The sequence below is a fragment of the Actinokineospora sp. NPDC051303 genome (assembly GCF_055586285.1).
This window is the reverse complement of sequence record NZ_JBVJIN010000045.1, coordinates 1-26,011: the sequence shown is the minus strand read 5'-3', so window position 1 is coordinate 26,011 and position 26,011 is coordinate 1. Positions and strand designations below refer to the sequence as shown.

The following is a 26,011-nucleotide window of genomic DNA, read 5'->3' as shown; positions in this document are numbered from 1 at the left end:
ACCTGTCATTCTTACCTGTCACAGCACAACACACCAGCGGGCCCCTCCCTTACCCGGGTTGGGGTACGTCACAGGCACACCGGCGCGTGACGGCCCGCTCACCCGCTGGGAACACTCTCAGCAACGGTCGAATACCGTCGTTGACGTGCCCAGGATCCCTCGCCTCCGCACGCGTCAAACCCTCACCGCACTGCTCGTCGTCGCCGTGGGCTCGGCCGGAATTGTCTGGCTGAACACCGGCGACGACCCGCCACCGGTGAGCACCCAGGACGCGTTCGTCGACCTGCTCAGCGGCCCGGCCCGCGACGAGCCCGTCAAGATCGACACCACCCTCTACCTCCCCGAGCGCACCCCCGCCCCGGCGGTGCTGGTCGCGCACGGGTTCGGTGGCAGCAAGGAGAGCGTCGAGTCCGACGCCCGCGAACTCGCCCAGCGCGGGTTCGTCGCGCTGGCCTGGTCCGCGCGCGGCTTCGGCCGCAGCGAGGGCCGGATCTCGCTGAACTCGCCCGACTACGAGGTCGCCGACGCGGCGGGCCTGGTCGACTGGCTGGCCAAGCGACCCGAGGTCGTCCAAGACGGACCGAACGACCCGAAGGTAGGCGTGACCGGCGGCTCTTACGGCGGAGCGCTGTCGCTTCTGCTGGCGGGCACCGACAAACGGGTTGACGCGCTGGCCCCGCTGATCACCTACAACGACCTCGGCCAAGCGCTGCTGCCGAACTCGGCGGGCGCCCAGCCCCCCGGCGCGTCGCCCTCGGCCAACGCCTTCGGCGCGGACGGGGTGTTCAAGCGCTCCTGGGCGGGCATCTTCTTCGCCGCGGGCATGGGCGCGGCCGGGCTGGCGAACCCGACGACGGACGCGTCCGAGCCGGGCACCCGGGAGAACGCCAACAGCGGCGCGATCGCGGGCGCCGCCCCGGTGGGCGTCCCCGGCGGCGGCAGGCCAGCCGAGACCACCGACCCGTGCGGCCGGTTCACCGAGGCGGTCTGCCGGGCCTACGCGCAGGTGGCGACCACCGGACGCGCTGATCAGCAGACGGTCGACCTGCTGCGTTCGGTGTCCCCGGTCTCGGTGACGGACAAGATCACCCAGCCGACGATGCTGGTGCAGGGCGAGCAGGACACCCTCTTCGGCCTCGACCAGTCCGACGCCACCGCGCGGCAGATCAGCGCGGCGGGCGCCCCGGTCAAGGTCGTCTGGTACACCGGCGGGCACGACGGCGGCAGGCCGGGCCCGGAGCTGCGCGGGCAGATCGCCGACTGGTTCGACTTCCACCTGCGCGGCCAGGGCGACGACCCCGGCACCGGGTTCGAGTACGCGGTCCGCGGCGCGCTGCGCGCCCAGGGCTCGCCGTCGGTGCGCACGGTCACCGCGGCGGCCTACCCCGGGCTGACCGGCGGGCAGGCCACCGAGCGGCGGCCGGTCGCGGTCATCGGCGATGAGCAGACCGTGGTCAACCCGCCAGGCGGCAACCCGGCCTCGATCAGCGGCATGCCGGGGCTCGGCGCGGTGATCGGCGGCTCGTCGCAGCTCGCCGGACGGGTCGCCATCGACCTGCCCGGCCAGTCGGCGCGGTTCGCCAGCGCGCCGTTGACCGGGCAGCTGCTCATCGCCGGGGCCACCACGGCGACGCTGCGGGTGTCCACGGTGGGCGGCGCGCCCGGACCGGACGGCGTGGTGCTGTTCGCCAAGCTCTACGACGTCGGGCCGGACGGGGTGCGGACGCTGCCGGGGTCGGCGGTGTCGGCTTTCCGGGTGACCGGACTGCCCGCGGACGGCTCGCCCGCCGAGGTCACCGTGTCGCTGCCGGGAATCGTGCGGCCCATCGAGGCCGACCACCGGATCGAGCTGGTCGTGTCCACGACCGACCAGTCCTACGCCATGCCCGCGCAACCGGCCACCTACCGGGTGTCGGTGGCGCCGGGCACCACGCTCTCGGTCCCGGTGGTGCCGGGGACGCGGTCGAGCAGCGCGCCGCCCGCCGGTCCGCTGATCGGCATCGCGGTGGTGCTCGGGCTGTGCGCGCTGGCCGCGGTCTGGGGCTTCCTGCGTCGTCGGCGCGCCGACGACGTCGACCCCGACCTCGCCGAGGTGCCGATGGTCATCGAGAACCTGTCCAAGTCCTACCCGGGCGGGCTCAAGGCGGTCGACTCGCTGTCGTTCCGGGTGGAGCGCGGCCAGGTCCTCGGCCTGCTCGGCCCCAACGGCGCGGGCAAGACCACGACGCTGCGGATGCTGATGGGCCTGATCCAGCCGACCGAGGGCCACATCCGGGTCTTCGGGCACCGGATTCACTCCGGGGCGCCGGTGCTGTCGCGGATCGGGTCGTTCGTGGAGGGCGCGGGTTTCCTGCCACACCTGTCCGGCCGGGCGAACCTGGAGCTGTACTGGGCCGCCACCGGCAGGCCGGTCGAGCGGGCGCACTTCACCGAGGCGCTGGAGATCGCCGGGCTGGGCGCCGCGGTGGAGCGCAAGGTCCGCACCTACAGCCAGGGGATGCGCCAGCGGCTCGCGATCGCGCAGGCGATGCTCGGCTTCCCGGACCTGATGGTGCTCGACGAGCCGACCAACGGGCTCGACCCGCCGCAGATCCACCAGATGCGCGACGTGCTGCGCCGCTACGCGTCCACCGGGCGCACGGTCGTGGTGTCCAGCCACCTGCTGGCCGAGGTCGAGCAGACCTGCGACAGCGTGGTGGTCATGCACCGAGGCAAGCTCGTCGCCGCGGGCGCGGTCGAGGACATCGTGGCAGGCGGCGGCGAGGCGACCTTCCGGGTGGACGACCCGGAGACCGCGGCCGAGGCGCTGCGCCGTGTGACGGGCGTGCACGGCGTGACCGTCGAGGGCGACCTCGTGCACGCCGACCTGGACGGGATGCCGCGCTCGACGGCGCTGACCGTGCTAGTGCGGGCCGGGGTCGCGGTCGAGCAGGCGGGGCCGCGCCGCCGCCTTGAGGACGCGTTCCTGCAGCTGGTCGGAGAGGAGGCTGCGCCGTGAGCAAGTCATCGCCACGACAGTCTGAGAACGGGCACAAGACGACGGACACGGTGCTGGTGGGCGAATCGGTGAGCACGGTCCACACCGATCCGGCCGCGATCGATGAGATGGAGGTCGCCGCCAACCGGGAGTCCACCGGGTTCGAGCCGGACGGCTCGGTGGCGGGCTTCCGGCCGGGGCGGACGCTGCCGGTGCGGGTGGAGCTGGTCCGGCAGCTGCGGCGCAGGCGGACGCAGCTGCTGCTGGGCTTCCTGGTGCTGCTGCCGTTCATCCTGTGGGGCGCCTTCGAGTTCGGCGCGGACACCAGCGGGCGGCGCTCGGGCGGCTTCGTCGACCTGGCCACCGCCAGCGCGCCGAACTTCGTGGTGTTCGTCCTGTTCGCGGCGGGCAGCTTCCTGCTACCGATGATCGTGGCGCTGTTCTTCGGCGACACGATCGCCTCGGAGGCGTCCTGGTCGAGCCTGAAGTACCTGCTGGCCATGCCGGTCCCCCGGCAGCGGCTGCTGCGGCAGAAGGCGATCGCGTCCGGCCTGCTGTCGGTGTTCGCGCTCGCGCTGCTGCCCGCGGTGGCGCTGCTAGTCGGGGTGATCTTCTACGGCTCCGGCGAGGCGGTGAGCCCCACCGGGGACGCCATCGCGTTCTCGGACTCGTTGCTGGCCATGCTGTTCGCGGTCGTCTACATCTCGGTCAACCTGCTGTGGGTGGCCGGGCTGGCGGTGTTCCTGTCGGTGTCGACCGACGCGCCGCTGGGCGCGGTGGGCGGGACGGTGCTGGTCGCGATCCTGTCGCAGATCCTGGACCAGATCACGGCGCTGGGCGGGCTGCGGGACTACCTGCCGACCCACTTCGGCTTCGCGTGGTCGGACCTGATCGCCACCGACATCGACTGGGCGAACATGACCCGAGGCGCCTTCTCCGCGGTCACCTACGCGGCGATCTTCGGCCTCTTGGCCGCCCGCCGCTTCCGCACCAAGGACATCACCAGCTAGGACAGCACTAACCGAAGACGACGCTTCTGAGGGCCGTCCCCGCCGCGCGGGGGCGGCCCTCGCGCGTTCGCCCGACCCGGTAGATGATCATGATCGGGGCATGGTTCGCTACCGTTGTCCGGCGCGACAAGGAGGTGCACGGGACCGGTGGACGACGTCGACTACTACGAGCTGCTCGGGGTTCGCCGGGACGCCTCGGCTGGTGAGATCAAGTCCGCTTTCCGGGCGCTGGCGAAGGTCATGCACCCGGACGCGGGCGGCACGTCGGGCACGTTCCGGTTGTTGAAGTCGGCCTACGAGACGCTGTCGGACGGCACTCGGCGCGCCGAGTACGACCGAGGCGCGGTGGCGGCCCCCGTCGAGGTCCCTCAGCCCCGGCCGAGGCCGAGGCGGCGGATGTTCCGCGACGAGCCCGAGTTCGTGCCCGCTGGCTGCGATGTGCCGCCGTCGTCGCTGCCGTGGTGGCATCTGACCAAGCATCAGCCGCGCATCGGGTACGTGCGCACGCCCGGGCACGCGCCCGCGGCGGCGGCCGTGCTCGGCGGGGTGCTGCTGAGCGTTCCGTTGCTGCTGCCCGGTTTCCTGTCGTCCGCGGTGCTGGTGGGCTGGCTGGCGCTGCTGGCCGCCGCGATCGCCGCGGTGGTCCGGCTGGCCCGGTCCTACCTGTCGGCCGCGCGGGCGCACCGGGACGCGGAGGCCGAGTTCGGCGAGCGGACGGTGTTCGGCGTAGCCGACGAAGAACCGGTCGGCGAACGGCTGACGGCCGAGTTGCTGGTGAACTACCTGGCCCGGCTGCCGGGCGCGCGGGTCTTCCACGGGTTGTCGCGGCCGGGGTCGGTGTTCGCCGACGTCGAGCACGCGGTGCTGTGCGGGCGCCGCCTGGTGCTGGTCGAGTCGAAGCTCTGGCTGCCCGGCCACTACGAGATCGATGACGACGGCTCGCTGTGGCGCAACGGCCACCCCTTCCGCGGCGGCACGACCGAGTTGTTCGGCGCGGTGGCCGCGTTCGCCGAGCACCTTCCCGGCGTGGAAGTGCGCGGCGCGCTGCTGGTCTACCCCAGCCGCGACGGCGAGGTGAGCACCGACGACACCCCCGGGCTCGGCGTCTCGGCGATGGTGCCCGAGGACTTCGTGCGCGACATGGGCGACTGGCTCTCGGTCGACTGCGCCACGGTCGATCACCACGTCCTGCGCGCCGTCCGCGCGCGCGTCGTCCGCGAGGCTGACGCCGCCTGATCTTCCGCTGGAGACCGGCGGTTCCGCTCTGTGCGGATATCACCTGATCGAGAAAACTCACCGTGACCGTTGTTCGGCATTGCCGAACAACGGTACCGTGGCGTCATCGCCCGACGCCATGGCGTGCCGTGGTCCGTCCGCACCGAGGGAGCGCCGATGAACCGCCGGACCCTGCTGTCGGCCGCCACCGCCGCGTCGGCCGTCCTGTTGGGCGCGAGCCCCGCGCGGGCCACCACCGGCGGGCGGGTCCGGGAGAACCTGCGGATGCGCAGCCAACTGCTCGGCGCCGACGTGCTCTACTCGCTCTACCTCCCGCCCGGCCACTTCTCGGGGCGCGGGCTGCCCGTCCTCTACCTGCTGCACGGCGCGAGCGGGGACAACACCGAGTGGCTGCGCGCGGGCAAGGCCGCGGAGGTCCTCGACCACGCCATCGTGCGCCGTCGACTCCCGCCGCTGGCGGTGGTGCTGCCCGACGCGCGGCCGGACACGTCCAAGCCGTCGGTGGCGCAGCCGCTTGGGTACTACGTCAACGACGCCACGGGTTCCTTCCCCTACGCGGACATGTTCACCGGGGAGTTCGTCCCGCATATCGAGTCCACGCACCAGGTGGGCGGCGCGAGCGGCGCGCGCGCCATCGGCGGGCTGTCGATGGGCGGGTTCGGGGCGCTGTCCTTCGCTTTCCGCAACCCCGGCATGTTCGCCGCCGCCTTCGCCTTCAGCGTCGGCCACCGCACCGACGAGCAACTCGTCGCGCTCGACATGGCCGGGTACAACTGGCGCTACTCGCGCATGATCGGCGCGAACCTGGTCGGCGCGGCCAGGCTCAACGACCGCTACCGCCACTGGAACCTGGTCGACACCGTCAACCGCACTCCCACCGCGGACCTGTCCCGCACCCCGTACTTCCTCGACTGCGGCGCCTACGACGACCTCTTCGAGGGCAACGTCGACCTGCACCTGGCCATGACCCGCAGGGGCGTGCCGCACCGGTTCCTGTCCCGGGAGGGCGCGCACGAGTGGTCGTACTGGACCAGCGGCCTCCCAGCGGCCCTGGACTTCCTGGCGGGCAAGCTCGGCGCGACGTGATCAGCGGTCAGCCAACTCGGCGGAAAGCGGGCCGAGACGGTCCATGACGCCCGTGGCGGCGGCCACGGCGGCCAGCCGCGCGCGCCGCGGCCCAGGCAGGTCGCCGACAGCGGCCGCGAGGCGGGTCAGGCCCGCGGTGTCGAGGCAGGCGACCAGCGGCAGGATCTCGTGGGCCCACTCGTCGTCCGCGGCGGCGATCGTGGCCGCCACCGTGGGGATGCGGTCGTCGGCGATCTGGGCGAACAGGGCGGGAAAGCGGTCCTGGCTCTCGCTGAACACCGCGCCGCGCAACAGGTTCTCCTCGTCCAGCGTGGCGACGACCACCCGGAGCGCCTCGTCGGCGAGCAGGCCGACGAACTGGCCCATGGTGATGTGGTCGCCGCGGCGGGCCAGCTCGCGGGCCACCTCGGTGATCATCTCCGCGGGCAGCCGGGTCAGCACCGCGCCCACCCGCCGGGGGTCAAGTCGGGCGGCGACGTCGGCGAGGAACCCGGTCGGCAGCCTGCCCGCGAGGTCGAGCGCCCGGTCGGGTTCGAGCGCGCCCGCGACCCGCGCGCACAGCGTCGGCCCGAACGACCGCTGCGCGATGGCCGCGGTGAGCGCGGCGGGCACGAGCCTGCTGGCCGCCGCGATCCGCTCGAACACCGCCCGATCGGCGGCGAACAGCACATCGGTGGCTTGCTCGCGGAGGCGGCGCAGGTCGGCCTCGGGCACGTCGGCGAGATAGCCGAATCGCTCGGGGTCGTCGCCGAGCAGCCGGGCCAGCTTGGCGATCTCCGCGCGCGGGCTCACAGGCCGATCACCCGGCGCACCAGGACGCGCAGCGGCCGGGGCAGCGCGCGCAAGGACGCGTCGGTGGCCGAGGTCAACTCGGCGCGCTGGCGGCGGCGCGCCGACCGCAGCGCTGCGGCGAGGTCGTGGGCCGCGGCCGGGTCGAGCGACTCGACCGCGGCGGGCAGCGGGCCGCGGAACTGTTCGCGCAACTCGGCTACCGCGTCGTCCACTGGCTTCGCCTCCGCCGGTCCGGTCAGGACTGTTCTTTGTCACCGGGTTCACGAAACCGCGGTTTCTGGAAGCACTGTCCGCCGCGAGTCACGCTCAGTCCACTGCGGACAGAGCGGGATCGTCACGACCAGTCGTTCGGCGACGGGCACCCGAACCGCGCTTCCCAGCAGGCGATCCTACGGCCCGCGCGGTCCGCTTTCCGATCGGCGGGTCGCAAATCTGTCCGGCGCGGGCGACCGCGCGGCGGAAAACATTGTGCGACTGAGCCATCTGACGACATGATCGAGTCAGCGGGCGGCGCTCGGGCGACGGGCGCGGCCGGGCAGGGCGCGCGCGACCGCCATCGACGCAGGTCTGGCGATCCGGATTCACGGTTTCGGCGGCACCCGCCGCGGACGGTTGATCTGTACTGTTGTGGTTCCCGACCACCGACGAGGATGGCGGGTGGCGAGTGCGCGACATCAATGCGGGCGCCGTCGCCGCTGACCGCGGAGTTGAACCATGCACGTGTTCGTCAGCCACTCGGTGCCCGACCGCGACGCCGCCGCCCGGCTGCGCGCCGACCTCGCGCAGCTGGGCAGGCAGGTGGTGCTCGACCGCGGCGAGCCGGTCGGCCCCCGATGGTGGGAAAGCGTGCTCCAGCGCCTCCAGCGCTGCGCGGTGTTCGTGCTGCTGGTCTCCCCGGCGTCGGTGCGCTCCCCCGGCTGCCTGGCCCAGCTCCGGTACGCGCGGGCGCTGCGCAGGCCGGTGCTGCTGGTCCCGGTGCGGCCAGCGCCGCTGCCGCCGGACGCGGAGGGCGCCCCGGTGTTCGACCCGGCGGGCCTGGCCGGGCCGGAGCGGCTGGCGACGCTGCGGCAAGCGCTGATGTCGCTGCCCGCGGCGCCGCCGCTGCCCGATCCGCTGCCCGCGGACCCGCCGGTGCCCTACCTCGACCCGCTGCGCGAGCGGCTGGCGGACCTCGGCCTGGAGCAGGCCGAACTGCGGGAGATCTTCGACGAGTTGCGGGGCAGGCTGCGCGACGAGCACGAGCGGCCCGCCGTGTGGGGGTTGCTGGTGCGGCTGCGGGCGCGTCCAGGCTTGTCGCCGTCCCTGCTGGCCGAGGTGGAGAAGGTGCTCGCCCCAGGCTGGCAACCCGACCCGGAGCGGCGCGTGGAGAAGCGCTACTGGGACGGGCAGGCGTGGACGACCCTGGTCCGCCACGAGGGCCGGGAGTTCAACGAGCGCCGCGTCCCCCCGCCGGAGGCGACCTGGCCGGGCGACCCGGCCCAGGTGCGCGCCCGCCCCACCGCCGCGGCCCGCCCCGTCCTCCGCCCCCGACGGCGCCGATGGCGGGCCATCACGGTGGCGGCCGTCCTCGTCGCCGCGGCGGCGGTCGGCGCATACCTGTTCTTCGACAGGGAATCCGACGCGCCGAGCTTGACGGTGCGCGAGTTCGTGGACGCGGTCAACGTCGCCGACACCTCCGCGCTAAGCCACGTCCTGTGCGAACGCGACCAGGGCCGCGAACGCGAACTGTACCTACGCGGCGACCCCCGCATGACCCTGGAACGGGTGGAGGAGAACACCGACCCGCCCACGTTCACGGTGCTGGCCACCAGCAGCGCCACGCGCCGCACGGACCGGCGGACGTACCCACTGGTGCTAGAAGCCGGACAGTGGCGGGTGTGCACACCCGCACAGTGATCCGGCTTCCACCACAGAGCGCTCAGCAGACCGAAGTGCCCCATGGGCGCGGAGCTAGGGCGTCGAGCGGCACGGTGATCTGATAGGCGCAGAAAGGCATCTGGTCAAGATCGTGGACGTCTCCGACTGTCAGGATCGATAGCGGCCGGGTGGCGCCGGTCCTTGACTCGTCGAAGTCCACCGGTCCGGTCGCGCCCTCGAAATCGTTCACCTCACGCAACTCTTGGGCGATCGCCGCCCGGTGTGGGGCGTAGTCGTCCTCGGCCGGGGCGGGCGCGCGCGGGTCGGCGATCCGGGGGCGGATCTGGTTGCGGCTCACCGCATCGAGAACAAGCCCACCCGCGTCGTAGGCAAGGCCGATCCGCTCGCCCGGCCACGGAAGTTGGTCCCCGGACTCGGCGAGCTTCTGAGCGAACCGCGCCGTAGCCTCCTCACCGTCCGGCGCCTTCGTCAGCCCGCGCAATCCGCGGTATCCAGCGCAGAAGATGTTCAACGGCTGCGCGGCTGCCATGGCACCGGTCGCAACACGGTAGCTCGGCTTTCCCTCTTCTCGACAAGACCGCCCTGCAAGCACGATCCGAGTGCCCAACGAGACGTAGGACACCGCGACGTTGTTGAACTCGTCGCGCTGACGCTGATCGCTCTGGGCGACGAACCGGGAAGTCGAGTCGTCGCCAACCACTGTGGGGCGATCATTGCCACAGTCGTGCACGACTTTCCGCAGGAAGGCAGGGAAGTCGTCCTCCCGACCGGCATAGAAGGCGATCTGGCTCTGCCCGCAAGTGATGCTTATCCGGCCCACCTGGCCTGCCCAGTGGCGAACGGTCGCCCGGCTTTCGCCGAGCGCTCTTCGCGTCTCCGCGACCAGACTGTCAAGATAGTTGTTGGACAACTCCGGGTGATAGATCGTCACGGGCTTGCCGACCGAAGCCGCGTACTCGGCCACCAGCTCCGCTTGAACCCGGTTGCCAGGCACGAGTTGAAAGTACAGCGGAGACCGGTTCGGAATCGCTTCGCCGGTCAGTGTGGTCGCCACGACCGGGATGCCGAGGTTACCCAGCGCCCCGATGGCGCTCTCGGTCGCAGGCACGGTCATGCCCATGCCAAGCACAGTGGGATCGTCGCGGATCAGGGGAGCTAGCAGGTCGTCAACGACCGTGCGGGCCGCGGCCATCTCGTCGCCGCCGTTGGCCACGATCACCCGCAGCAAGGGCTCGGCGGGGTCCTTGTGGTTCTGCTGCCGCTGGCGGATCAGCAGTCCCTCAAGCTCTTCAGACGTGGACGCGTCGGCCCCGGCGTCGGCAATGGGATGAGTGAGGTCCGCGAAGTACACAACACTGACCATGGGCCGCCCGGGGCTCTCCGCGTGCAGGCTCCTGGCGAGGGCGTTCTGCTCGAACAGCGCCAACTGGGCCGCGACGAGCCGTTCGTCAGCCCCGAAAACCTGCCCGGCGTCGTCGCTGTAGCCGACGCACTCCTGGATATCGGCGAGCCAGCGCACCCCCACTCCCGACGACACGCTCGGCAGGCAGTCGTGCCGCCACCGCAGGTACGCCCAGCGGCCCGCAGTCAGTGCGGCCACGAGGGACACCACGACAGCCACGGCGGCGATGACCGGTCTCCGCGCCAGCAGGGGCGGCTTGCGCACGGCGAAGGTCGGGGGGACGTGCCACGCGGACTCGTCGGCCTCGTGCGGCGAACTGTCGGGATCCCCGCCATGCTCCGACTCAGGCGGCAGGCTGAGGAAGACGAACCGGGCGTCCTCACGCAGCGATTGCCTGCGGGCGGGCAGTTCCGCGTGCCACCGGGCCAGTTCGGACCCGACCATGCCGACAGGCTTCAATGGCTGACCGGACAACAGGTCTCGCGGCGCCTGCTCGGCGGTGGCCACCACCAGCAGGGGATCGTGCTCCGTCGACTCGTTGCGGACATCATTGATCAGCCGGAGCAGTTCCCACCCGCCGTTCTCCTCGGTGATGCCCTCCAGGAGCATGACGACGTACGAGGTGCGCCGCCAGCGGCGCGGGCGCAACCCCCTGGGCCGGAACGCGATCCGCAGATCCTGCAGAAAGGCGTGCACGAGAAGCTTCTTCAACTGCTCGACGCTTTCCTCGTCGCGCCTGTTCACAGTCAGCCGCTCGGCGAATCCGGTGAAGCTCATCGAGTGGCCGGGAACCATGAACGGCTGTCGCATCAGCCAGCGCGGCACGGCGCCGATCAGCGGAAGCCCCCGGCTCCACAGCCGAAACCGCAGCGGGCGGTGCCAGGCCAGAAAGAGCGCCACCGCGACCTTCATCGGGAAAGACTGGCCAGCCGCGGTGTCCAACACCCCGTTTTCCTGAGCTGCCGTGGGATTGTCGGCCTCGTCGTAATAGTCGCGGAGCGCCTTCTTGACCTCGTTGCCCGAATGGCGGCCGTTGGGCGGCAGGTTCCGGCAGGACAAGTAGGCGGCCAGCAGGTAATGCCGGAACCTTCTCAGCCGGTTCTGACCGAACCGGTCGGCGATCAGCAGGTGCTCCGCCTGATCGAGCAACGGCAGCAGCGGGGCTGCTTCCCGTGGCATTTTCGCCCAGCGATCGACGGAGCGCCGCGCCGCGTCCGCCGCGACCACCTTGGCGAACGGGATCTTGTGCGGCCGCACGTTGTCGAGGCGCTTTTCCAACTCATCAAGGAAAGTGTTCGTCGCCGTGCCCCGGATCAGGCACAGCAGCGGCAGCGGCCGGTCGCCGCGCAGCTCGTCCGGCCTCCGGCGCGGTCGCCACCGGGGCCGGGTGACCAGATCCCCGATCGCCTCCAGCAGCGCGTTGAGTCCACGAAACAATGGAGGCGACATAAGACTCTCCGATCGCGACCTGACAACCGTGGCCGGATTATCGCCCCGACGGGAAGCATCCGAACCGGTTGTCCTCAATCAGTCGCGATAGTGTCCAGAATTCCCCGGTCGGGCGCACTCCGGTGTCGATTTACCGCTCGTCCCGGCTCATCCGTCAACACCGACCGGGTGCTCGATCGCGAGGCCCTGTCGGACCCGCTGGCCGCCTAGCCGCGGGATCTCTTGGTGCGGAGGTAGTCGCCGACCACGGCGCTGCCGAGGCCGTCGAGGTCGGGGGCGACGACTCGGCCGCCGCCGCGTTGGGCGACGAGGTCGACGAAGGCGGCCAGGCTGGGGTTGTCGCCGAGCATGAAGACCGTCACCGAGGCGCCGAGTTTGGCCAGGGCGTCGACTTCGGCCAGGGTCTTGCGCAGGGTGCGCTGGGTCGGGGGGTAGTTGAAGATCGCCTCGCCGTCGGGTTCCAGGTGGGCGGTGGGCTCGCCGTCGGTGACGATCAGGACGACGGGGCGGGCGTCGGGGTTGCGCCGCAGGTGCCTGCCCGCCAGCAGCAGGGCGTGGTGCAGGTTCGTGCCCTGCTCCCAGACCCCTTCCAACGCGGTCAGTTGCTCGATGTCCACTGTGGACGCGTGGCGGCCGAAGGTAATGAGCGCCAGCTCGTCGCCGCGGAAGCGGGTGCTGATCAGGTGGTGCAGGGCCAGCGCCGTGCGCTTCATCGGGACCCAGCGGTCGTCCTGGACCATCGACCAGGACGTGTCGACGCACAGGGCCACCGCGGCCCGCGCCCGCTGCTCGGTCTCGACAACCTCCACATCGGACACATCGATGCGCACCGCGCCCGTGCCCGCGGAAGCCGTGCGCAGCACCGCGTTGCGCACGGTGCGGGAGACGTCCCAGGGCTCGGTGTCGCCGAAGGACCAGGCGCGGGTGGCCCCGGTCGGCTCGCCTGCCGCGCCCGCGTGCGCTGTGTCGCGTTCGCCTCGACGGGAGCGCAACGCTCCGACCACATCGGACAGAGCGTTCTCGCCCAGTCGACGCAAAGCCTTGGGCGACAGGTGCAGCGAGCCATCCGGGCCGCGTTCGAGCAGGTTCTGCGCGCGCAGCTCGCGCTCCAGTTCAGCCAGCCTGCGGGCGTCGACGGTCGCCTCGTCGCCGAGTTGGCGTTGCAGCGCTTCGAGATCGATGTCCTCCAGGCGGGCGCCGGGGTAGGACTGGGCCAGTTGCTCGGCCAGGGCGTCCAGCTCGGCCAGATCGGCCATCGCCTGCGCGCCCTCGCCGAGGCCCAGCGGGTCCTGGCCGCGGAACCGCGCCGAGGACGTCCAGTCCTCCCCCGGCCGCAGCGCCCGCAGGTTCGCGTCCAGGGTGGCGACCTGCTCGGCCAGCCGGGGATCGCCGAACGCGTTGGCCATCAGCTCGGAAAGCTCGGCGCGCTGCTGGGCGCTCATCGAGTTCATCATCCGCTGCGCCGCGGCCGCGCGGGCGGCCAGCGCGTCGATCAGCTCCTCGACCGTGCGGGGGTTCTCCGGGAAGAACTCGCCGTGGTCGCGCATGAAGCGGTCGAACTGGTCCTTGGTGTCGTCGCCGCGCAGGTGCGCGAGCAGCAGGTCGTTGAGGTCGGCCATCATCGCGCGGATGCGCTCGGTGTCCTCCGGCCGCATCTGGTTCAGGGCCTGCTTCATGCCCTGGAACCGGGACTCCATCAGCTCTTGGCCGAGCTTGTCGCGGATCTCCTCGTACGCCGCGCGGGCCTCGGGCGAACGCCAGTCGTACTCGGCCAGCTCCCGCACGGCCGCGGCCGTGCCGGGGGGCAGCGCGTCGAGTTGCGCCTCGCGGAACCGGGCGTCGTCGGACGGGTCGGGGAACAGCGCGGTCCGCTCGGCGGCCAGCGCGCGGTCGAGCAGCTCGCGGACCTCGGTGAGGGTGCCGTCGAGGTTGTGCCTGCGCTGGATGCGGGACCGCCGCTCCCACAGCCGCCGGGTCAGCTCGTCCAGCCCGGCCGTGCCCCGGGTGCCGCGGCGCAGCAGCTCCTCCAGCGCCGCGCGCGGCGACGAGCCCTCCATCACGTCCCGGCCCAGCGCCTCCAGCGCCTCGCGCAGGTCGATCGGCGGCGCGAGCGGGTCGGGGCCGTCGTGCCATGGCCCGTAGCTGTACCGGTCGGCGGTCATGGCCCGTACACCGCCGTTCCCGCGGTGTCGGAGGAGTCCTTGGCGAGCTTGCGGCTCAGGTACAGGTACTCCAAAGCCAGCTCGACCGCGGCGGCGATCCGGCCGGGCGAGTCGGTGGCCTTCACGTCCAGGCGGGCGGCGACCTCGTGCAGCACCGGCAGTTCCGGCAGCGCCGCCAGCACCTCCGCGCCGGGCACGCGCTCACCGGTGGCGACCAGGTGGCCGTCGACCACCGCGTCGACCAGCGGCCCCAGGTCGAGCCCGGCGAACCGGTCGCGGGCGGTCTCGGCGACCGCCCTGCGCAGCAGGTGGGTCAGGTGCTCGGTCTCGCGGCCTTCCTCGCCGGACTCGAACTCCAGCTTGCCGCGCAGCACCGCGGGCACCGACTCCAGGTCGATCGGCCGGGCCACCGCCGGGTCCTCGCCGATCAGCGCCGCGCGCCGCAACGCCGCAGCGCCCACGGTTTCCGCCGCGGCCACGGCGAAGCGGGCGGACACGCCGGAGCGCTGGTCGATGGCCGACGAGTCGCGCAGGTTGCGCACGAACCGGGCCAGCACCTCCAGCAGCGGGTCGCCGACCTCGGCGACCAGGTCCGCCTCCTGGCGCACCACGTCGACCTCGGCGGCGACACTGCGCGGGTAGTGCGTGCGGATTTCGGCGCCGAAGCGGTCCTTGAGCGGGGTGATGATCCGGCCGCGGTTGGTGTAGTCCTCGGGGTTGGCCGTGGCCACCAGCAGCACGTCCAGCGGCAGCCGCAGCGTGTAGCCGCGCACCTGGATGTCGCGCTCCTCCATGACGTTGAGCAGCGCGACCTGGATGCGCTCGGCGAGGTCGGGCAGCTCGTTGACCGCGACAATGCCCCGGTGGGCGCGCGGGACGAGTCCGAAGTGGATGGTCTCCGGGTCGCCCAGGGCGCGTCCCTCGGCGACCTTCACCGGGTCGACGTCGCCGATCAGGTCGCCGACGGAGGTGTCCGGGGTGGCCAGCTTCTCGGTGTAGCGCTCGGACCGGTGCCGCCAGACCACCGGCAGCGCGTCGCCCAGTTCCTCGGCCAGCCGCAGCGAGCGCGGCGTGATCGGCTCCAGCGGGTGCTCGCCGAGTTCGGAGCCCTCGATCACCGGGCTCCACTCGTCCAGCAGGCCCACCAGGGTCCGCAGCAGCCGGGTCTTGCCCTGCCCGCGCTCCCCGAGCAGCACGATGTCGTGCCCGGCGAGCAGCGCGCGCTCCAGCTGGGGCAGCACGGTCTGCTCGAACCCGACGATGCCCGGCCAGGGGTCGCGGCCCGCGCGCAGGGCGGCCAGCAGGTTGTCCCGGATCTCGGCCTTGACAGCCTTGGGCGCGTGGCCCTGGGCGCGCAGCTCGCCAGCGGTGCGGGGCGCGGAGGCGGGGGGCGTGTTCACAACGGTCACTCCTCGACGTTACGCAGATTCCGGCGACCGGTCGATGTGGAGTGGCTCCAGCGGCTCCTCACTCCAGCCGGTGGCTGCCCTCCGCGGGCTCCTCGTGCTCCTCCGCGGCGTGCCGGATCTCGTCGCGGGCCTCGGCGTAATGCGCCCATTCGTAGGCGATCAGCCCCACCAGCAGGGCCGTGAGGATCGCCAGGGCAGCCAGCGCGGGCACCAGCGCCATCAGCGGGGTGATCGCGACCAGGACCACCCCGAGCGCGATCCGCTGCACCTTGACGGTGCGGGCGCACCGCCAGGAGATGGCCGCGTGGGCGATCAGGTAGAGCGCCGTGCCCCCGAACAGCGCCCACAGCGGCGGCCCGTAGAGGTGGTCGGCGACGGTGTGCCCCTCGGCCCCGCCGACATACCCGAGCACCTTCTTGAGCCCGAGCGCGAGCATCACCACCCCGACGACCAGCGGCAGATGCAGAAACGAGAACGCCGACCGCGCCAACCGCGTCCGCGCGATCCCCGTGGCCCGGGCGAGCGCCCGCTCGGCGATGAGCGCATGGGTGTCGAAATACGCCCACCACAAGCAAGCGGAGACAGTGAGCCCAAGAATAGCCGCCACAATAATTGGCCACGAGATAGCCAGGTGATTCACCCCGACCCCAATAGCCACGATCGACTCACCCAACGCGATGATCACGATCAACCCATGCCGCTCCGCGAAATGCCGAGCCGAGTTGAGCCGCCACCCCCGCACCCCGATGACGAACGTCCCCCCGTAATCAGCCACCACCGCCGCGACCCACAACAACGTCTGCGCGTTCCCACTGGTCTGGGCGGCGACCAGGAGCAACAGTGTCCCCCCAAGCATCGTCCCCCCGAACTTGACCAACTGCACCCGCAACCCCGGATCCCGCGCCGCCACGATCCAGAACAGCAAAAGGTGCACCGCCCGCACCACGAAATAACAGAACGCGAACACCATCGGCCCCGACAACCCACCATCAAGGTCGTCAAACGCCTCCGGAATAGCGATCGCGATGAGGAACATGGCGGCCATCGCCCCCAACATCGCCGTACGCGCATGCCCCTCATCAGCTTTGACAAGGTTGGACAACCACGAATACCCAACCCAACACCACCACACAACCGCCAACAGCAACGCCCCACGCGCCAACCTGGTCCACGTCGGGTGCTCCGCCATCAACGCCGTAACCTGCGTCAACGCGAACACAAACACCAGGTCGAAGAACAGCTCCAACGTCGTAGCCGTGGAACTCTCCGCGACCCGCTCCAACCTGGACCGAGACCATGAGGGCTTGCTCATGCCCCGCATCCTGACACGCCCCACCCCTCCCCACGCCCCTCGGAGCAGGTCAGGCCCACCACCCCCACCCCCACCCGCACCCAAAGCCCCAGGCTCCCCGACGCCGGGCCCGAGGAGCACACCCGAGCATCCGCCAGGCCGCACCCGACCCTGCCAGGTGCTCGATGGGGTGGAGTGGTTTCTTTGGGGGTGAAGGAAGATCCCTAAACTTGCCGTGGTCGTGGGGCCGAAGGCTCCCCACCCGTCTTTCCCACGACGGGATCTTCCTTCGTAGGGGCCCCAAAGAAACCACTCCACCCCATCGAGCAACCCCACCACGCAACCACCAGATAAGTTGACCAGCATGGCTCTCCGACTGCGCTGGAACCCAGCGCCAGCAGACTGGGCGGACGGAATCCGAGCAACCGTCCCCTTCGCCCGCTGGGCCCCATGGTTCGCAGCCGCCTTCGGCGCCTTCTCCATCGCCCTGCTGGCGCTAGACCTCACCGCCCCCGGCGTCTTCGGCCTCATCTGCGCCCTGGTGATCGCCGCTCTCCCCGCGGCAGGCGTGCGCCTGTCTTTCCGCCGCAACCCCGTGGCGGGCCGCACCGTCACCGCCGACGTGGACGAACGCATGGTCCGGATGATGACCGAGGACGGCACCGCCTACAGCGAGATCACCTTCGCCGATCTCGCGGGCTGGGCGGAGACGCCGCGCAACTTCGTGCTGCGCACGGACTCCGGCGCGTTCCATCCGATCCCGGGTCGGGCGTTCGACAGCACCGAGGACATCGACCGGTTCCGCGACCTGCTCGAACGCGCTTTGGGGCCCGCGGGCGGGAGCTGACCCGACTGGGTTTGCGGGGGTCGCGTACGCTCGGTCCCCGTGTCAACTCCGAGTGCGACATTCGCGGTGTGGGTTTCGGCTTGGTTGCACGGATCCGCCGCCGCCGACGACGTCCTGGACGCGCTGCTCCACTGGGCGGAACTGCACGATGTGGTCGCTGTGGACGCCGCGACCGCCGAGTCCCTTGACGTGCCGGTGCGCGGGCAGGCGGGTGGCCAGGTGGCCGCGCTGCTGGGGGCCGTGCGCCGGGCCGAGGTGACCGGGGGCAGGTTGGTGCTCCCCGTCCCCGGTGACGTGCGGGGCCTGGGCGGGCGCAGCGAGTTCGCGGGGACGGCCCTGCACGCCGGTGAGGCGGTGGTGCTGCACGGCGCGCCGCTGGGGCTGGTGCCGGAGCCGGTCGCCGATGGTGTGCTGCGGTGGACCGTCTTCGACATCGGCGACGCGCCCGCCGCCGAGCACGTGCCTCTGGGTGAGGCCGAGCACGAGCTGACCGGCGCGATGCGGGTCGCCGCGGGCGTGCTGACCGAGTTGGGGGTGGCCAAGCACCGCGCGGGTGTGCGGGAGGAGATCACCGCCCGGGTCGCGCACCGCTCGGCCGCGCCGTGGCCGGAGGGCACCCCGCCGCGCGCGCTGCGGGTTCTGCAGCGCGCCAACGAGGTCTCCGCGATCCTGGACTTGGCGGGCGAGGACGCCCCGGGCAACGCCCTGTCCTCGTCGGCGGCCCGCAGGCGCGCCGAGGCGCTGCGCCCGCTGTTCGACGCGGTCCGGGTCGCGCGCCTGGCCGCGGTGGACGAGGCCGTCCGGGTCTTTTCCGACCACGCCGACAAGCACTGACCGACGCGGCATACTGGCTCGGGTGATCAACGCCGAGCCGTTCGCGGGCCACCTGGGACTCGTCCGCGCCGTCGCCCTGTCCCCGGACGGCACCCGCGCCGTGACCGGTGGCGACGACGGCACAGTGCGCGTCTGGCCACTGGCCGAGGACGAGCCGCCGGTGGTGATCGCCGCCCACCCGGGCGGCGTGCGCGCGGTCGCGTTCCTGGGCGAGCACATCGTGTCCGCCGGTGCCGACAGCCTGCGCGAGTGGACATCGAACGGCGCATCGATGCGCGAGCTATGGGCGGAACCGGTGGCGGCCACGGCCGTCCGGGGCGACGAGGTGTGGTTCGCCGGGCCAGGCGGCGAAGTCCGGGTCTTGGCCGATGGCAAAGTCACCCTCGTGGACCGCCACGAGGGCGGGGTAACCACCCTGGCGGCAGCGCCTGGACTAATCGCTGTCGGCGGACCGAGCGGCGAGGTCGTCGCGTTCGGGCGGCGATGGGACAAGATCGCGAACCATTCACGCGGCAGGCTCGCGGTCGCGGTCAGCGCTGACGGCGGGACCGTGGCCTCGGCTGGGGCGGACGGCGCGGTTCGGGTGTGGAACGCCGAGCGGGGCCAGGTCACGCACACCTTCCAGGGCACGGCCGGGCCGGTGCGGGCGGTGGCGTTGTCCGCCGACGGGTCACTCGTCGTCTTCCCAGGCGAGGACGGCAGGCTTCTACACTGGCGGCCCGCCGAGAACACGGCCGACGACATCGCCGCGGAACCCGGCGGGATCCACGCCCTGGCCATGGACGCCACGCGGATCGCGGCGGCGGGCGGGAACCGCCGGGTCGGGATCTTCGACGTGGCCACCGGCGCGCGCACGCTCACCCTGCCCGGACACGGTGGCGGCGTGCGGGCGCTGCTGCTCGACGGTGATCGGCTCGTGACCGGCGGAGACGACCTGGCGGTGCGGGTGTGGAACGTCGAGGACGGCAGGCCGCTGGCGACGCTGACCGGCCCGGCGGCGGCGATCCGCGCGCTGGACAGCGACGACGACGGCGATAAGGGCATTGTCGGGTTCTGCACGGACGGCGCGCGGTGGCGCTGGCGGCCTGGTGTCGAGCGAGGCACACGGGAGGAAACCCGCCTGCCGCACGCCGACACCGCCGCCTATGCCGCCAACGGGGTTTTGGTCATCGGCTGCGTGGACGACACGATCCGCGCCGGGCGCGCGGGCGAGGTCCAGGTGGTCGGCAAGCACGACTGGGTGCAGGCGGTCGCGATCAGCCCGCAGGCCGACCGGCTGGCCTCCAGCGGACGGGACCGCGCCGTGCGCGTGTGGCGGTGGGTGGGCGGCGGCCAGTACGTCGCCGAGGCCACGACCACCCTTGACGCGGTGGCGCTCTCGCTCGCGTTCGCACCCAACGGGGCGGTCGTCGCGGGGTGCGCCGATGGCGGTGTCCGGGTGTTCTCCGTTGACGACGGGCCGGTCCCGCAGGTGCTAACCGGGCACAGCGCGAGCGTTCAGGCGGTGACCGCGACCGAGGACGGCCGGGTCATCGCGGGCGCCGCCGACGGCGGCATCCGTGTCTGGGCCATGGCCGAGCCGGACGCGCCGATGGTGTTGGAGGGGCACGTCGACCGGGTGCGGACGCTGCTCGTCGCCCCGGATGACCGGCGGCTGGTCAGCGGCGGCGACGACGGCACGATCCGGATCTGGGACCTGACCACCGGGCACCAGATCGCCGGGACCGGCTTCACCCGGCCGCCGCGTGAGCGCCCGTCCGCCGGGGTCACCAACGACGAGGCCAGCGCGCAGGACCTGCTCGGGTTCGCGGGCGACGTCCACACGCTCGCCGCGCTCATCGCCGACCGCGCGACGGCGCCACCGCTGTCGATCGCGCTGCTCGGGCCGTGGGGGGCGGGCAAGTCCAGCTTCCTGCGCCAGTTGCGCCGCCGGGTGGACACTCTCGCCCAGCGTTCGCGGAACAACCCCGAGCACGGCGCGTATGTCGGGAACGTCCACCAGGTGACGTTCAACGCCTGGCAGTACAGCGACGACCACCTGTGGGTCGGACTCGTGGAGCACCTGTTCGCCGACTTGGCCCACCGGCCCGCCGACTCGCCCGACGCGGCGGCCCGCGCCGAGGCCAGGAACCGGCTCGCGGAGTTACGCGGCCGCAGCGACGAGTTGGGGGCCGAACTCGATCGTGTCAAGCGGACCGAAGGCCTGGCGGCGACGCTGCGTTCCCCGGCCCTGCTGCGGTTGCTGTGGCGTGAGCGCACCGTCCTCCGCGACCGACGCCGCCTCGCCGTCGCGTTGTGGATCTTGCCGGTGGCGGTCGTGGCGGCCGTTGTCTCCTGGGTGCTGTGGGGACCGACGCTCGCGGCGTTCGTCGCGACCGGGGTCGCGGCGGTGGCCGCCGCCGTGCCAGTGGTCAAGTGGGTGACCGAAGCGTGGCGAACAGCGGCCGACGCGCGGGGCTCGCTGACCGAGAAAGTCGCCGCGCGCAAGGAACTCCTCGACGCTGAGATCGCCGAGGTGCGGGCCGAGTTGGCGGCGGTGGACCCAGTGGCACGGCTGGACGAGCTGATCCGCTCGGTGCGGGCCGGGCGGTTCGAGCAGTACCGCGGCGTGCTGGGCCAGGCGCACGAGCATCTGCGCACGCTCAGCGACGACATGCGCAAGGCCCTTGCCGAGTGGCGGCCGGGCGAGGGGGACGCTCCGCTGGAGCGGATCGTGCTGCACATCGACGATCTGGACCGCTGCCCGCCGCACCGGGTGGTCGACGTGCTCGCCGCCGTGCACCTGCTGCTCGCGCTGCCGCTGTTCGTGGTGGTCGTCGCGGTCGACCCGCGCTGGCTGCGGCGGGCACTCGCCCAGCACCAACGGGAACTGTTCCCGGGAGCCGAGGCGGAGGACGCGGACGCGCGGCCACTGGACTACCTGGACAAGATTTTCCAGATCCCGTTCGCGTTGCGCCCCATGGGTTCCGGCGCCGACGCCCTGATCGACTCGCTGCTGCCGCCGTCGAGCACGCTGACCGTCCACCGGCAAGCGCCGAGCATGCCGCGGACCGGCGACCCCGCCGCCGCCCGCGTGTCCGCCGCGCCCGAGCGCGCTTCCGAGCCGGAAGCGCCCGCGCCGCCGCGCGGCACTCCGGTTTCCCAGCCGGGCCTCCCACCGGACCGGCTGCGGCTGCGCGACGCGGAGCGCGCGTTCGTCAAACGGCTGCGCCCGCTGCTGGACACACCGCGCGCGGTGAAGAAGCTGGTGAACCTGTATCGGCTGGTGCGCACCGACGTGGCCGAGGACGCGTTGGACGAGTTCATCGGCGACGACGGCCACGGGGCGGGCGCCTACCAGGCGGTGCTGGTGCTACTGGCGGTGACCGTGTCGGCGCCGCACCGGGCGCGGACCCTGATGCTGGCGCTGCGCGAGGCCCCGGACGACCGGGCGATCACCGACGTGCTCGCCGCCCTGGCCGCCGACGACGCCGCGTGGGACCCGCTGGTGGCCCTGCTCCGGCGGATCGGCGGCGCGGTCTCCCTGCGAACGGACGCGGGCACGTACCGCCGTTGGGCGGGCACCGTGTCTCGATTCAGCTTCGATACTCACGATTTGGTCGAATCCGACGATCTGTCATCGGAGAGTGACTAGTCCGGCACGCCCTGGCAGTTGTTCCACCGACCGTTCTGGAGGACACGTGGTCGACCCGGCCCCGGCGCGACGCGGAGCGAATCCGCTGGTCGTGAGCCTCATCGTGGGCCTCGTGGCCAGTGTGGTCGTGTATTTCGCGCTGGACGACGCCGAGGACAACGCGCCGAAGCCGGTGGGCGAGTGCGTCGCGGTCGAGCTGAGCTCGTCCACCGAGAAAGACAAGCTGCTCGCCGAGATGGCCGAGCGCTACAACCAGGCGGGCAGGCTGATCCTGGGCAACCGGTGCGCCAAGGTCTCCGTGCACGGGCTGACCTCCGGGCTGGCGATGGACTCGCTGGCCACCACCTGGGACGCGGACGCCACCAAGGCGCCGGCACCGCAGGTGTGGACGCCGAGCACGTCGCTGTGGCTGGGCAGGCTCGCGGCGCGGACGAAGGCCCCGGTGGTGCGGTCCGAGACGAACCCGTCGCTGATGTCGAGCCCGGTCGTGGTGGCGATGCCGTCGATGATGGCCGACGTGCTGCGGGCGAAGAACCCGGACCCGGGCTGGGCCGACCTGCTGACCCTCGCCACCGCTCCGGGCGGCTGGAGTTCGCTGGAGCACTCGGAGTGGGGGAAGTTCAAGCTCGGCCGGGACAACCCGGAACTGTCCTCGTCCGGCCTCGGCGCGACAATCGCGACGTTCCACGGCGCCGCGGTGGCCACCGGACAGGGCGGCCTCACCGTCGACACGGTGCGCAGCGCCCCTGTCCGCAAGTTCGTCCACGACGTCGAAAGCTCGGTCGAGCGCTACGGCGACGACGCGGCGAAGTTCATGGAGACCCTGTACGCGGAAGACGCCAAGCGGGACCCCGTCCCCTACATCAGCGCGATCGTGCTGCAGGAGCAGTTGGCGTACCTGTACAACCGGGGCGTGCCCGACGGCGACCCGCGCAAACTCGACAATCCCGGTGCGCTGCCGGGGAAGAAGCTCACCACGATCTACCCGAAGGACGGGACGGTCGTGTTCGACCACCCGTACATCGTGTTGGCCTCGGCCACCGAGGAGCAGCGGGCGGCCGCCGAGGACTTCCGGCTGTTCCTCGGCGAAGACGCGCAGCGGGCCACGCTCAGGAAGGCGGGCTTCCGCGACGGGACGGCGGCGCGGTCTCCAACCGAGGAACTCACCCGCCACTTGGGCGTTGACCCGCGCCAGTCGCTCACCCCGATTCCCAACCCGGCGCCTGAGGTGGTGGAGGCGATGGTCGCCGGGTTCCAGGAGACCCGGAAAAAGGCCAGGGTGCTGTTGATCCTCGACGTGTCCGGCTCGATGAACGAGGCAGACGACCCGGCGAACAAGAGTCTGGAAAACAAGCCCCAGAGCAAGCTGGAGCGGATGAAGCCCGCGGCGATCAAGGGGCTGGCGCAGCTGGGCGTCGAGGACGAGGTCGGGCTGTGGACCTTCTCCTCCCCCGGCTACACCGAACGGGTCCCGATCGGCCGCGTCGGAGACGTGCGGCAGCGGGTGATCGACACGATCAACGGCCTGGAAGCCAAGGGAGAAACCGCCCTCTACAGCACCGTTTCCGCCGCGCACCAGGCGATGACCGACGCCCAGGACCCGGCCAGGATCAACGCCATCGTGCTGCTGTCCGACGGGGAGAACACCCCGAAGAACGATCAGGCACGGGCCGAGCTGCTGACCAAGGTCGACGCGACCAAGCAGGAGACCTCCGTGCGCGTGTTCACAATTCCCTACGGGCGGGACGCCGACGTCGAGACGATGCGGCTGATCGCGGAGAACTCGCGGGCGGTCTCCTATGACGCCAAGCAGAACACCTCCGACATCGAGAAGGTCTTCGTCAGCGCGTTCAGCAATCTGTGAAGCGCCCCAACCGAGACGCAACCGACGACATGACACTGTGGACCGCATGAGGCTCTCCAAGCACCTGCGTGAGCCGACCGGGCTCGCGGTCGGGGCCGTCCTCGGCCCGCTGATGGCCGCGGTCACCCTCGCCCAAACCGACAACGCGCCGCTCGCGGTGGGCGTCGGGGCGGGCATCGCCGGGCTGGTGGTGGCGACCAACGCCCTCGTGACAGCGCTGACCAGGAAGCCGGTGACCGTGGCCCCGCCGCCACCGCCCGAACCGCCTGAGGCCGCGGCGCTGGCCCGCACCTGCGCGGCCGCCGTCACGATCCGCATGCGGTCGATCGCCACCCCGGACGCCGATCCGGTCGTCGCGTGCACAGCCCGCATGGTCGACGCGGTCTACCGGTTGGCGTGCCTGGTGGCCCGCGCGGAGCCGGGCCACTCCCCGAAAGCGGTCGACGACGCGTTGGAGGCGATGAACCTCGGCGCGCAGCGGCTCACCGCCGTCGCGAACGGGGTCGCGGCCGACACCGACCTGGAGAACTCCCTGTCCCTGATGCTCAAGTACCTCGACACGGTGGAAGTCGAGGTCCGCGCGAAACTGGCCCGGGGGCAGGCATAGGCTGTCCGCGCCGGTCGTCCCACTCGGGGGCGGGAACCGGACATGTGCGGATGTGCCAAATACTGAGATGGCTTTTTTGTGCTCAGCGCGCGGGATAAAGTACTCCGATCCGAAGCAGCGGCACCGGCGGGTGAATGAGAAACCTGGGTGTCCGCAACAAAGTTACCGGCTCGGTCCTGTCATATTACGACATTATGGCTGTTCGGCATAGCGGCGGTGCCCTGGTATGGCCCATAGTGTTCGCACTGGACCAACCGCTGTAACCGGAGTCACACCATGACCGCTCACCTCATCGACCAGAACCACGCCGGTCGACCGCATGCCCTGGACACCAACCACCTGGACGCACTGCAGATGGTGGCGCGCGGCGAGGTCGGAGCCTACGGCGCGGGCTCTGCCCTACGGCACCGCACGGACGATCTCGGCGTGCTCATGGTCAGCGCCCTGTTCACCTTGCGCCGCGACGGTTTCATCGGTTTCGGCGGCGCGGAGCCAGACCCCCACGACGGTTGGATCCGGGCCTGCCTCACCTCAGCGGGCGAACGCCTGCTGGACATCTGGCTCCGCCGAGGCAGGCACTCCCCCGACGAGGCCGCCCGCACCCGAGACTGGTTCGTCCTCCTGCGCTGCGCCCAACGCGGCGACCTGGCGATGACCGATACCAATGAGGTCACCGACCGAGGCGCCCCCGTCGAGAGCAGGCTCGCGGCCAGGTTGCGGGAACTGCTCTCCGCAGGCCACTTGGTCGTCGGCTCAACCCGCCTCCGCAACTGCCGAATGGTAACCCTGAGCGAATCCGGCAGGCGCCTGCACACCCGCCTGGACCATTCCCAATCGGGCCACCGGTGATACCCCATGACTCCCACCGAAGACCCCCGAAGCGAAGTATGTTGGGGAATCAGCGACGCCTACGGCGGTAGGACACACCTGGTCCTCCTGAACCAAAGGGTGGCCCTGTGCGCCATGCCGGTAGACACCCGCTACCGCGACCGCCCCAGCGAACGCATGATCTGCCCAGAATGCGCGATAGCTTACATAGCAGCCGTTTTCCCCGCCCGAGCAATCGCCCCCACCCACCACCACGACATCCGATTACGAGCCTGACCCGTCCCCCTGGGTCCACGAAGACACCCCACACCACCCGAACGTGTAAGAAGGCAGCGGCAAGTTATCCACAGGCAAGATCATTCTCGCCCAGCTTGTCGGCCTGCCCTGATAGACTGGAGCGGGGTCAGCCCCCAGGGTGGGTGGGGTTTGTCGTGTGGGGTGCGGGGCGGCGAAAAGGCCGAAATAGGGCCGTTATGGGCGTGGTCGGGACATTCGGTCGAGCGCCCTTCTTGGCACCTACCAGCAGGAATCCGAAGCTGCCAGGTGCTCGATGGGGTGGAGCAAGAACAACAGACCCACCCTCCTGCCAGCAGGAACCCAACCCTGCCAAGTGCTCGATGGGGTGGAGTGGTTTCTTCGGGGGAGAAGGAAGATCGCTAAGCTGGCTCCGCACGTGTGAGGCCGAAGGCATCCCACCCGTCTTTC

At 71.4% G+C, this 26,011-nt stretch carries 17 protein-coding genes; 11 read left to right on the top strand and 6 right to left on the bottom strand.

The window, feature by feature from the left end:
• Nucleotides 1-145 precede the first annotated feature (145 nt).
• From ACZ6SD_RS26365 to ACZ6SD_RS26350, 4 genes are all read left to right on the top strand, one after another.
• Nucleotides 146-2,998, top strand: a complete 2,853-nt coding sequence (locus ACZ6SD_RS26365; RefSeq protein WP_465319678.1) for an alpha/beta fold hydrolase — start codon at nt 146-148, stop codon at nt 2,996-2,998.
• A gap of 107 nt (nt 2,999-3,105) precedes the next feature.
• Nucleotides 3,106-3,987 carry an ABC transporter permease gene (locus ACZ6SD_RS26360; protein ID WP_465319695.1) on the top strand — a complete coding sequence of 294 codons (882 nt, stop codon included), beginning with the start codon at nt 3,106-3,108 and terminating at the stop codon, nt 3,985-3,987.
• 147 nt (nt 3,988-4,134) lie between these two features.
• Nucleotides 4,135-5,223 carry a J domain-containing protein gene (locus ACZ6SD_RS26355; protein ID WP_465319677.1) on the top strand — a complete coding sequence of 363 codons (1,089 nt, stop codon included), beginning with the start codon at nt 4,135-4,137 and terminating at the stop codon, nt 5,221-5,223.
• A 156-nt stretch (nt 5,224-5,379) separates the two neighbouring features.
• On the top strand, nt 5,380-6,309 hold the full coding sequence (locus tag ACZ6SD_RS26350) for an alpha/beta hydrolase (protein ID WP_465319676.1): 930 nt from the start codon (nt 5,380-5,382) through the stop codon (nt 6,307-6,309).
• Here the strand turns inward: ACZ6SD_RS26350 and ACZ6SD_RS26345 are convergent, their stop codons facing one another.
• Nucleotides 6,310-7,101 carry a hypothetical protein gene (locus tag ACZ6SD_RS26345; RefSeq protein ID WP_465319675.1) on the bottom strand — a complete coding sequence of 264 codons (792 nt, stop codon included), beginning with the start codon at nt 7,099-7,101 and terminating at the stop codon, nt 6,310-6,312.
• Nucleotides 7,098-7,313 (bottom strand): hypothetical protein, encoded by a 216-nt coding sequence (locus ACZ6SD_RS26340; RefSeq protein WP_465319674.1) that lies wholly within the window; start codon nt 7,311-7,313, stop codon nt 7,098-7,100. The genes ACZ6SD_RS26345 and ACZ6SD_RS26340 overlap by 4 nt, the downstream gene beginning before the upstream one ends.
• Before the next feature lie 502 nt (nt 7,314-7,815).
• On the opposite strand from ACZ6SD_RS26340, the gene ACZ6SD_RS26335 reads away from it, so the two are divergent.
• Nucleotides 7,816-8,997 carry a toll/interleukin-1 receptor domain-containing protein gene (locus ACZ6SD_RS26335; protein ID WP_465319673.1) on the top strand — a complete coding sequence of 394 codons (1,182 nt, stop codon included), beginning with the start codon at nt 7,816-7,818 and terminating at the stop codon, nt 8,995-8,997.
• Nucleotides 8,998-9,019: 22 nt separating this feature from the next.
• On the opposite strand, the gene ACZ6SD_RS26330 is transcribed toward ACZ6SD_RS26335, so the two are convergent.
• The 4 genes from ACZ6SD_RS26330 to ACZ6SD_RS26315 form a co-directional block, all read right to left on the bottom strand.
• Entirely contained in the window at nt 9,020-11,830 is a 2,811-nt protein-coding gene (locus tag ACZ6SD_RS26330) for an ABC transporter substrate-binding protein (RefSeq protein ID WP_465319672.1), read from the bottom strand.
• A gap of 206 nt (nt 11,831-12,036) precedes the next feature.
• Complete coding sequence (locus ACZ6SD_RS26325) at nt 12,037-13,992, bottom strand: vWA domain-containing protein (protein ID WP_465319671.1); 1,956 nt, start codon at nt 13,990-13,992, stop codon at nt 12,037-12,039.
• Nucleotides 13,989-15,392, bottom strand: a complete 1,404-nt coding sequence (locus ACZ6SD_RS26320; protein ID WP_465319670.1) for an ATP-binding protein — start codon at nt 15,390-15,392, stop codon at nt 13,989-13,991. Before ACZ6SD_RS26320 ends, ACZ6SD_RS26325 begins: the two co-directional genes overlap by 4 nt.
• 67 nt (nt 15,393-15,459) lie before the next feature.
• Nucleotides 15,460-16,713 carry a low temperature requirement protein A gene (locus ACZ6SD_RS26315; protein WP_465319669.1) on the bottom strand — a complete coding sequence of 418 codons (1,254 nt, stop codon included), beginning with the start codon at nt 16,711-16,713 and terminating at the stop codon, nt 15,460-15,462.
• A gap of 343 nt (nt 16,714-17,056) precedes the next feature.
• Here ACZ6SD_RS26315 and ACZ6SD_RS26310 point away from each other — a divergent pair, with 343 nt between their 5' ends.
• From ACZ6SD_RS26310 to ACZ6SD_RS26285, 6 genes are all read left to right on the top strand, one after another.
• Nucleotides 17,057-17,539 carry a YcxB family protein gene (locus ACZ6SD_RS26310; protein ID WP_465319668.1) on the top strand — a complete coding sequence of 161 codons (483 nt, stop codon included), beginning with the start codon at nt 17,057-17,059 and terminating at the stop codon, nt 17,537-17,539.
• 39 nt (nt 17,540-17,578) lie between these two features.
• A complete protein-coding gene (locus ACZ6SD_RS26305; protein WP_465319667.1) occupies nt 17,579-18,373 on the top strand; it encodes a hypothetical protein in 795 nt (264 codons plus the stop codon).
• A 22-nt stretch (nt 18,374-18,395) separates the two neighbouring features.
• Complete coding sequence (locus tag ACZ6SD_RS26300; protein WP_465319666.1) at nt 18,396-22,007, top strand: P-loop NTPase fold protein; 3,612 nt, start codon at nt 18,396-18,398, stop codon at nt 22,005-22,007.
• A 91-nt stretch (nt 22,008-22,098) separates the two neighbouring features.
• Nucleotides 22,099-23,871: a substrate-binding domain-containing protein gene (locus ACZ6SD_RS26295; protein WP_465319665.1), complete on the top strand. Its 1,773-nt coding sequence runs from the start codon at nt 22,099-22,101 to the stop codon at nt 23,869-23,871.
• A gap of 46 nt (nt 23,872-23,917) precedes the next feature.
• Nucleotides 23,918-24,478 carry a hypothetical protein gene (locus ACZ6SD_RS26290; protein WP_465319664.1) on the top strand — a complete coding sequence of 187 codons (561 nt, stop codon included), beginning with the start codon at nt 23,918-23,920 and terminating at the stop codon, nt 24,476-24,478.
• A 276-nt stretch (nt 24,479-24,754) separates the two neighbouring features.
• Complete coding sequence (locus tag ACZ6SD_RS26285) at nt 24,755-25,327, top strand: hypothetical protein (protein ID WP_465319663.1); 573 nt, start codon at nt 24,755-24,757, stop codon at nt 25,325-25,327.
• Nucleotides 25,328-26,011: the final 684 nt, after the last annotated feature.